Raw genomic sequence first — 8015 nt, 5'->3', positions numbered from 1 at the left:
GCCGCCCAGCCGCTCTCGGTGTGGGGCCACAGCCCCAGCTCCGGCATGCGGGTCCTGCCGATGATCACCGCACCGGCCTCGCGCAGGCGCCGCACGATCACCGAGTCCGCCGGCTGCCGGGTGCGGGCGGCGTTCGTGCCCTTCGTCGTGGGCAGGCCCTCGATCGCGATGTCCTCCTTGACCGCGATCGGCACCCCCAGCAACGGCAGGTCCTCACCGGCGGCCGCGCGCTCGTCCGCCCGCTCGGCCTCCGCCATGGCTTTCTCGGCGAAGACCAGCCGGAACGCGTTGAGCTGCGGCTCGACGCGCTCGATGCGGCCGAGGTGCTCGGCGACCAGGTCGCGCGCGCTCACCTCACCGGACCGCACGGCGTGCGCCTGCCTGGCCGCACCGGCGAAACACAGCTCCGTCAGCTCCATGAACCGACCCTAAGCGCCGACAGGTGATCTACGGAATGGCCGTACCGCGCATGCACCTTTGTCACGGTCGGTGGGCACTGCGTTGAACGGTGCGTTGAACTCCACCACTGTCCGATGCAATGACCCAGGTCACATCATCGAGTCATGTCCACTCTCTCGCGCTGGCTCACAGCGACCTCCGGTGTTCTGGCCGTGGCGGCGGCGACGCTGGGCAGGCGTCGTCTGACGTTCCACCACGACGTCGAGGTGCCCACACCGTTGGAGGACATCCGCAACCGGCTCAGGGCGCCGGAGGCCGACGCGCGGCTGAGCGGGTTGCGCGACTGGGTCGAGTACGGCGAGCGCTCGGTGCAGAACCGGCAGCCCGCGCTGGACGTGCTGTGCGAGGCACTGCGGGAGCTGCCGTGGCCAGGCACCGAGGTCGACCAGCGGTGGCGAATGGTCCTGCAGGCGAGTGTGGCCGCGCACCTGCGTCCCGGCCCCGGCTTCTGGCTGGGCAGCGACCTCGACCTGCGCCACACGACGCTGGCCGACTTCGACCTCTCGCAGTGCCGGCTGCGCGACGCCCGTTTCGACGGCACCCGGTTCCTCGGCGACACCCGTTTCGACCAGGCGACGTTCCTCGGCGACGTCGACGCGCGCGGCGCGTTCTTCGGGCGGCACGTGCTGTTCACGGAGTCGGTGTTCGCGCGCGGCCTGGGGCTGCGGGGCGTGACGGTGTGCGGCAACGGCGAGTTCTCCAGCATCCACGCCGCCGGGGCGGTGACCCTGCGCGGCGCCCGGTTCTCCGGCCGCGCGGACTTCACCTGTGCCAGGTTCGGGTCGGATCTGGACTGCTCAGGGGTGCGTTTCGGCGGGCGCGCGCTGTTTCGCCGTGCGTGGTTCGCCGGCTCGTCGTCGTTCGCGGGCGCGTGGTTCCGCGGCCGGGAGGACTTCGTGGACGCGGCGTTCGGTGGCGAGTCGTCGTTCGAGAACACCCGCTTCGGGCACCGCGTTCACGCCGACTGACGCTGCCGGTGGCTGGCCACCGCCACCCGGTTCGCGCACTTCGTCGAGCAGAACCTCCTGCGGCCGTTGCGGCTGGTGTCGACGAACACCGTGTCGCAGCCCTCGCGGTCGCACCAGCCGATGCGCCGTGCGTCCTCGCAGAACAACGCTGCCATGCCCGCGGCCGTGTACGCCTTGACCCGCACGTCGGTGGGTGCGTCCTCGCGCGCGTAGTGCAGGTGCGGCGCGCGCCCGTCGTGCGTGGAGATGTAGTGCGTGGTCGACGACTCGGCCAGCAGCTCGTTGAGCAGCTCCACGGTGGGGTTCTTGAAGACCTGCCTGAGGCGTTCGATCCAGTCTCGTACGTCACGTTCCTGGCGGGCGTCGAGCGAGCCCAGGGGCTTGTAGTCCGACGCTTTCAGCACGTCGAGAAGGTGCGCGCCCGTGTCGGCGTTGACCAGCGTCGCGGCGAGCTCGGCGGCCGCACCGCCGTAAGGGTTGAAATGCACTAGACCATGACATCAGGCTTGGAGCATGATCGCCACCTGCCCCGCCTGCCACTGGCCCTGCTCGTCCGCCGTCTCCTCTCACGGCGCCGTGTCCTACGTGCGGTGCGTGTGCGGCCTGTTCCTCGTCGTGGAACGCGGAGTGATCACCGCGACCGCCGGGACCAGCACCTTCGCCCCGATTCACCACGGCTGTGGTGATCTTGCTAGTGTCCCGGACCGTGAGCCGTCGTGATCTCCTGTGCGACACCGCGATCCAGATCCTCGCGGTGGAAGGCGGCAGGGGCCTGACCCACCGCGCGATCGACCGCGAGGCCGGCGTCCCGATCGGCACCACCAAGAACTACTTCCCGACCCGCGAGTCCGTCCTCGAAGCGGCCGCGGCCCGCATGACGTCCCTGCACCGCGCCGCCGTCGACCGCCTGCGCGAGACCACCCCGGCCGACGTCACCGCCACCGACGTCGCCGAGCTGTACCCGGCCCTGCTGCGCCGCGCGGTCGCCGACGACCCCACCCAGATGCTTGCGATGGTCGAGCTGTACCTGGAGGCCGTCCGCCGTCCGGGCGTGCGCGAGGCGTTGTCGGGCATGGTGCTCGCGAACGCCGAAGCCGGTGCCGCCCTGCAGCAGGCGGCGGGCCTGCCGTCGACGGTGCGCGACACCGGCCTGCTGGACGCCTACTTTCTGGGCGTGGCGATCTCGCTGCTGGCGCTGCCGGTGGAGACGCTCGAGACCGTCGGCCTCGACGACCCGTACGCGCTGGGGATCGGCGTGTTCTCCGCGACCGTGCCCAACGCCGGCCGGTCACCAGAACAGAGATCAGCAGAATCAGGCTGAGAAGATCTACCCAGCGGGTCCGACGGATCCCGGCTACTTCTTCAGTGCCGCCATCAGCGTTTTGTACGTCTGGTCGACGTCGGCGCCGCCGGTCTCGATCACCACGCTGCCGGGCGTGAGGTAGGCGGCGAGGTGCTCGTGGATGCGGCGGATCACCGTCGCCCCACCCATGGCCTCGACGGCCTGGTCGACGTGGTGCTCGCGCTGCCGGAAGCGGTCGATCGTGATCTCGGGCGGGGCGAGCAGGACGAACTCCAGGTAGTCCGCGCCCACCGACCCGGCCACCTCGGCGAAGCACGCGCTCTGGCCGCGATCGGTGATCAGCTGGGGCATCACCACGTCGTGGCCGGAGGACAGGTGGGTCCTCGCCATGGTGAGGGCGAGCGGGCGGACCAGTTTGACCGCGCCGGAGAAGTCGTTCTGCCAGCCGCCGACGAGCCTGACGATCTCGTCGGCGTCGAGGTTGAGCGTCTTGGGATGGCAGGCGGCGTAGCGGGCGGCGATGGTGGACTTGCCGACACCGGTCGGGCCGTTGAGATGGATCAGCCTGGGCACCAGCCCAATTCTGCACCGGCCCGGCTCGCGAAACCGAGCTAGCGGCCGACTTCACCAGCTCGTCGATCGCCGTGGCCACCAGCGCGATCGCGATGTCCGGGAACTTGCCGCAGCTGGCCGGCCGTGGCGGCACCGGCTGCTCGGTCAGCGCCACCCGCCACTCGCGGCCGTCGGTGTGCCGCACGGTCGCGGAGTCGTGCGTCTCGGCGACGACGGTGAGCACGTCGCGGGTCTCGCCGATCTGATGGCGCACTGCGACCTCGGCGACCTGGCCTCTGGGGGTGAAGCAGGAGCGGCCGCGGCAGCGGTCGGCGAGGATGCCCTCGGTGACGACGCGTTCAGCCAACTGGTGGTCGAGTCGTCCGTACAGGTGACCGGTGGGCAGCAGGACGCCCGTGGGCGCGAAGCGGTGCCCGCCGGTGTGCGTGCACTCCCAGAGGTTGAGCGCGGTGGCGATCGGACGGCCGTACAAGGCGCAGCAGACGTCGCGTTTGCTGTTCGTGCAGACGAGCAGCAACGGATCTTGAACGGGCGTGCCGAACGCGGTGGAGCGGCCTTGTCCGAGGGCTTCGAAGTCGAGCTCGAGCGCTTCCTCCGGCGCGGCGAGATCGGCCTGCTCCAGCCAGGACGCGCCGGGCTTTGTCGAGGCCAGGTACACGCGGCGGGTCGCGGGCATGTGGTCGTCGGCGTGCTTGCCTGGGCGGCGGATCAGCAGGATGCGCACACCGGTGCCGGCGGCGCGGCGTTGCAGCTCGGCGCGAGCTCGGGGTCGGAGTGGCTCTCCAGCAGGGCGTCGCGGCCCCACGGGCCCGGCTGTTCCAGACACAGCCACGCCGTCGCGGTCGCGGCCGTGCCGGCCAGCGGTTCCCCCGCGAAGTCGGAGAGTATCGAGCACCTCATCTGCACACTCTATACGGCCGTTCGGGTGATGACTAAGGACACCCTTACTTAATCTCTGTGATCTTGAACATCCGTGGGTGTCCCACTGAGCGGCTCTGCTCCTGATGGCGGGCTTCACCGAGCCGGTCAGGTCGAAACAGGACCGGCTCGCCGAGTGTGCTGGCGATGCTCAGGTCCCTTCTTCCAGCTGTGCGATCCGTTGCCGCAGTGAGGTTTCCAGCCGCGCGCGGTAGCCGATGAACAGCTTGTTCGCCAGGTAGGGCGCCCAGTTGCCCTGCTTGGCGATGTTGTAGACGTGGTGCACGAGCAGCGCGCCTTCGGGGTGGGGGTGCAGCGAGTCCTCGCCGCGGTACCACCAGTCGCCCCAATAGGCGATCACGCCCTGCTCGCGGTCGACGAGCCGGTGCGAACCGGACACGCCCGCGTCGTGGAACATGCGCTCGCGCACGTCTTCCAACGGCGCGTGCACGACGCCTTTCACTTCGAAGAGCAGCCTCATCGGTGTCTGGCCTCCCAGCTGTCGTACCCGCCGACGGTGCCTTTGCGGGTGGCGGTGGCGAACCAGGTGAGCCACGAGCGCTCGGCGCGCAGCATGGCCATCCGGTAGTCGAGCTCGATCCACGCGAGCTGCGGCAGGCCCATGGTCTTGAGCTGCTCGATCAACGTGGCCAGCGCGACGATCTGCTCGCCGACGGCCGTTTCGCGTTGTTCGACTACGGCGAGCGCGTCGTCCGGTGGCAGCAGGCCGACCAGGGAGATCCCCGCCTCGAACCGCGGGTACTCCTTGGCGGGCACGGCGATCAGCTCGCGCAGCCAGTCGTGCAGCTCCGCCGTGCCGGCGTCGGTGACCGCGTAGACGGTGCGTTCGGGGCGGTTTCCCGCCTTCTGGGTGGCGCTCGCGGTGATCAGCTCGTGCTTCTGCAGCGACTCGACCACGGTGTAGAGCGAGCCGTAGTTGAGCTTGATCACCTCCTCCTGATGGCGTTCCCGCATGGTCTGCGCCATCTCGTAGGGATGCATGGGCCGCTCCGACAGCAGCGCCAGCACCGCGAGGGCCAGAGGGTTCGTGCGCTTGAAGGACATATCCGCTCCCAAATACTCGGCACCGAATATACCGGATAGAGTGAGCGGTATGACAACGGTGATCACCGGGGGAAGCCGGGGTATCGGTGCCGCGACCGCACGCAGGCTGGTGCGCGACGGGCACCGCGTAGTGATCAGCTACCGCCAGGCCGCCGACGAGGCGCGCCTGCTGGAGAAGGAACTCGGCGTGCTCGCCGTGCAGGCCGACACCACCAACGAGGACGACGTCGCGCGCCTGTTCGACGCCGCCGGCGACGACATCACGGGCGTGGTGAACAACGCCGGCATCACCTCACCGTCAGGCCCGCTGGCCGAGCTGCGCGCCGAAGACCTGCGACGAGTGGTGGACGTGAACGTGATCGGCGCGTTCTTCGTGGCCCGCGAGGCGTCGCGGCGCATGACGGGCGGCTCGATCGTGAACGTGTCGTCGGGCGCGGCGACGCTGGGCAGTCCGGGGGAGTACGTCCACTACGCCGCCACCAAGGCCGCCGTCGACGCGATGACGATCGGCCTGGCCAAGGAACTGGCGCCGCGCGGGATCCGCGTCAACTGCGTGCAGCCGGGCACGATCCGCACCGAGATCCATCAGCTCTCAGGCCAGCCGGACCGCCCTGACCGGGTCGCCGGCCGGGTGCCGATGGGCCGGCCCGGTGAGGCCGAGGAGATCGCGAACGCCATCGCGTGGCTGCTGTCGGAGGAGGCGTCGTACGCGACGGGGGCGATCCTGCGGGTGACCGGCGGGACGTGACGCCGGGTGGGCTGGCGCGCGCACCTGGCGCCGACTGACGCCGTGCGCGCGCTCAAGCCAACGCACACGCGCACGGCGTTCCTGCCGAGGTGGCAGCAACCCACCAAGAACGCACGATGTTGCTGGGTAGCTGCCCCGCTCTGAGCCAACTCTCCTGAGCCGGCTGCACGCGCCGCCCAAGCTCTTTCCGCGACCCCAACCGGCTCTCGGTGACCCTGCGCGCGCGAAGCTACGGCCTTTCGCCTCTGAAGCCGCCGTTCACCCTGCCCCTAAGCTTCTCCGTCATGTCCGCGACCACGCTCACCGACTTCGTGCTCGCCAACACGACGCTGGCCCCGGTGCCGCTGGTGCCCGAGGTCGTCCTGCACAGCGCGGTCGAGGCGATGGACCTGTGGGAGCTCACCCACCACGACCAGCCGCCGTTCTGGGCGTTCCCGTGGGCGGGCGGCCAGGCCTTGGCGCGGCACCTGCTGGACCATCCGGGGCTGGTGCGCGACAAGAAGGTCTTCGACCTCGCCTCCGGTTCCGGCCTGGTCGCGATCGCCGCCGCACTGGCGGGCGCGGACTCGGTGACGGCCAACGACATCGACCCGTTGTCGCTGGCCGCGGTGGACCTCAACGCCGCTGCCAACGACGTCGTGATCCACACGCTCGAAGGCGACCAGCTCGACAGCGACGCTCACGGTGCTGACGTGGTGCTGGCCGGTGACGTCTTCTACGACGCGGAGATCACCGCGCTGGTGCTGCCGTTCCTGATGAGGGCCGCGGCGCGGGGTGCGCTGGTGCTGCTGGGCGACCCGGATCGCGCGCACCTGCCTCGGGACCGGTTCGCCCGGCAAGGCCGCTATGAGGTGCCGGTGCCGCTCACGCTGGAGAGCACCGAGACGCGCAGCGCGACGGTGTGGCGGGCTTAGTTGGTGACGAGGCAGAACGGGTGTCCGGCCGGGTCGGTGTAGACGCGGAAGCCGATGTTCTTGGGCGACCCCTGGAGCAAGGTGGCGCCCAGCGCGAGCACGAGTGGTTCGGACTCGTCGAGGTCGGTGACCATGACGTCGAGGTGGATCTGCTGCGGATGCTCCTGGCCGGGCCACAAGGGTGGTGAATAGTGGTCGACCTGCTGGAACGACACGCGCATCCCGCTCGGTGTCCGCAGGGTCATCCACTCCGGGGTGGGGTCGACGATCTCGCCGCCGACGAGGCGCTGGTAGAACGTCGCGAGCGTGCCGGGGTCCGGGCAGTCGATCACGATGTCGTAGATGTAGCCGACCGCCACGAACCACTCCTTTACCCGATCGAGATGGCGTCCAGTTTGGCACGCAGGTACTCGCCGCCCACCACCTCCGGGTAGCGGCCGTCGAGCGAGACGATCCGCGCGTCGCTGTCGGTGTTGTAGAAGAAGATCAGCGACACCAGGTCCTCGTCGGGGGCCGTGGCGTCGGGCGGGAGCACGCGGTGCGGGGTGGAGCGCCAGCGGTCGGACACCCAGCGGGCCATCAGGTCGCCGATGTTGACGGTGAAGGCGGCCGGGTCGAACGGCGCGTTCTCCCACACGCCGCCGGCGGTGCGGACCTGCAGGCCGCCCACGCCGTGCTGGCGGTCCAGGATCGTCACGGTGCCGAAGTCGGTGTGCTCGCCGATGCGGAACTGGCCCGCTCCCGCGGGCCCGACCTGGCGCAGTGGCGGGTAGTGGTTGATGTTCAACGTGTAGGAGGACTTGCCCGTGTACTGGGTGAAGAGGTCCTCCGGCGAGCCGAGCGCGACGGCGAAGATCGTCAGCAGTTCGTCGGCCAGCGCCCGCATCCTCCGCACGTACTCCGTCACGGCAGGCTTGAGGTCGGGCACCTGGGCGGGGAAGACGTTGGGGCGGAAGAAGAACGGGTCGGCGCCCGCCTGGTCGTCCGAGCCGAACGCCAGCGTCTCCTTCAGGTCAGGGGGCGCCATGGCGCCGTCGGCGCGGCCGGTCGCCTGCTCGTCGGGCGGC

The 8015-nt window shown here is 70.0% G+C and carries 13 protein-coding genes and 1 pseudogene; 6 read left to right on the top strand and 8 right to left on the bottom strand.

The genetic code is table 11. From position 1 onward, the window contains the following. On the bottom strand, positions 1–419 hold a 419-nt coding region (locus FXN61_RS44875; RefSeq protein ID WP_246293027.1), incomplete at its 3' end, for an amidase family protein. Positions 420–563: 144 nt separating this feature from the next. Between FXN61_RS44875 and FXN61_RS44870 the strand changes: the two genes are divergently transcribed. Next, positions 564–1427 carry a pentapeptide repeat-containing protein gene (locus FXN61_RS44870; protein ID WP_167979914.1) on the top strand — a complete coding sequence of 288 codons (864 nt, stop codon included), beginning with the start codon at positions 564–566 and terminating at the stop codon, positions 1425–1427. Here FXN61_RS44870 and FXN61_RS44865 read toward each other — a convergent pair. After that, positions 1415–1915, bottom strand: a complete 501-nt coding sequence (locus FXN61_RS44865; protein ID WP_167979913.1) for a CGNR zinc finger domain-containing protein — start codon at positions 1913–1915, stop codon at positions 1415–1417. The two genes, FXN61_RS44870 and FXN61_RS44865, sit on opposite strands and share 13 nt — an antisense overlap. Before the next feature lie 25 nt (positions 1916–1940). Between FXN61_RS44865 and FXN61_RS44860 the strand changes: the two genes are divergently transcribed. Continuing rightward, positions 1941–2147, top strand: a complete 207-nt coding sequence (locus FXN61_RS44860) for a hypothetical protein (protein WP_167979909.1) — start codon at positions 1941–1943, stop codon at positions 2145–2147. Next, positions 2134–2748, top strand: coding sequence for a TetR/AcrR family transcriptional regulator (locus FXN61_RS44855; RefSeq protein ID WP_312878485.1), 615 nt, complete (start codon positions 2134–2136; stop codon positions 2746–2748). The genes FXN61_RS44860 and FXN61_RS44855 overlap by 14 nt, the downstream gene beginning before the upstream one ends. Positions 2749–2781: 33 nt before the next feature. Here FXN61_RS44855 and FXN61_RS44850 read toward each other — a convergent pair whose 3' ends face one another. Next, on the bottom strand, positions 2782–3303 hold the full coding sequence (locus tag FXN61_RS44850; RefSeq protein WP_167979912.1) for a P-loop nucleotide/nucleoside kinase family protein: 522 nt from the start codon (positions 3301–3303) through the stop codon (positions 2782–2784). Between the two features lie 92 nt (positions 3304–3395). Here FXN61_RS44850 and FXN61_RS51205 point away from each other — a divergent pair, with 92 nt between their 5' ends. Next, a complete protein-coding gene (locus FXN61_RS51205; RefSeq protein ID WP_223165859.1) occupies positions 3396–3548 on the top strand; it encodes a hypothetical protein in 153 nt (50 codons plus the stop codon). 125 nt (positions 3549–3673) lie between these two features. Here the strand turns inward: FXN61_RS51205 and FXN61_RS56780 are convergent. The 3 genes and pseudogenes from FXN61_RS56780 to FXN61_RS51190 all read right to left on the bottom strand — a co-directional run. After that, positions 3674–3979, bottom strand: a pseudogene (locus FXN61_RS56780) (sucrase ferredoxin); the annotation flags it as partial. 393 nt (positions 3980–4372) lie between these two features. Beyond that, positions 4373–4702 carry a hypothetical protein gene (locus FXN61_RS51195; RefSeq protein WP_223165858.1) on the bottom strand — a complete coding sequence of 110 codons (330 nt, stop codon included), beginning with the start codon at positions 4700–4702 and terminating at the stop codon, positions 4373–4375. Next, a complete protein-coding gene (locus tag FXN61_RS51190; protein WP_223165857.1) occupies positions 4699–5286 on the bottom strand; it encodes a PadR family transcriptional regulator in 588 nt (195 codons plus the stop codon). Before FXN61_RS51190 ends, FXN61_RS51195 begins: the two co-directional genes overlap by 4 nt. Positions 5287–5335: 49 nt before the next feature. Here FXN61_RS51190 and FXN61_RS44835 point away from each other — a divergent pair, with 49 nt between their 5' ends. Together FXN61_RS44835 and FXN61_RS44830 are read left to right on the top strand one after the other, a co-directional pair. After that, entirely contained in the window at positions 5336–6034 is a 699-nt protein-coding gene (locus FXN61_RS44835) for an SDR family oxidoreductase (protein ID WP_167979911.1), read from the top strand. Positions 6035–6318: 284 nt separating this feature from the next. Next, positions 6319–6948, top strand: coding sequence for a class I SAM-dependent methyltransferase (locus FXN61_RS44830; protein WP_167979910.1), 630 nt, complete (start codon positions 6319–6321; stop codon positions 6946–6948). On the opposite strand, the gene FXN61_RS44825 is transcribed toward FXN61_RS44830, so the two are convergent. Next, a complete protein-coding gene (locus FXN61_RS44825) occupies positions 6945–7307 on the bottom strand; it encodes a VOC family protein (RefSeq protein WP_312878484.1) in 363 nt (120 codons plus the stop codon). The two genes, FXN61_RS44830 and FXN61_RS44825, sit on opposite strands and share 4 nt — an antisense overlap. 11 nt (positions 7308–7318) lie before the next feature. Beyond that, positions 7319–8015 (bottom strand): isopenicillin N synthase family dioxygenase (locus FXN61_RS44820; protein ID WP_246293022.1); only part of this gene is annotated, 697 nt, incomplete at its 5' end.

This window comes from Lentzea indica, assembly GCF_012184385.1.
Taxonomy (GTDB): Bacteria; Actinomycetota; Actinomycetes; order Mycobacteriales; family Pseudonocardiaceae; genus Lentzea; species Lentzea indica.
The sequence above is the reverse complement of the archived record's forward strand: the minus strand, read 5'-3'. Positions and strand labels throughout refer to the sequence as shown.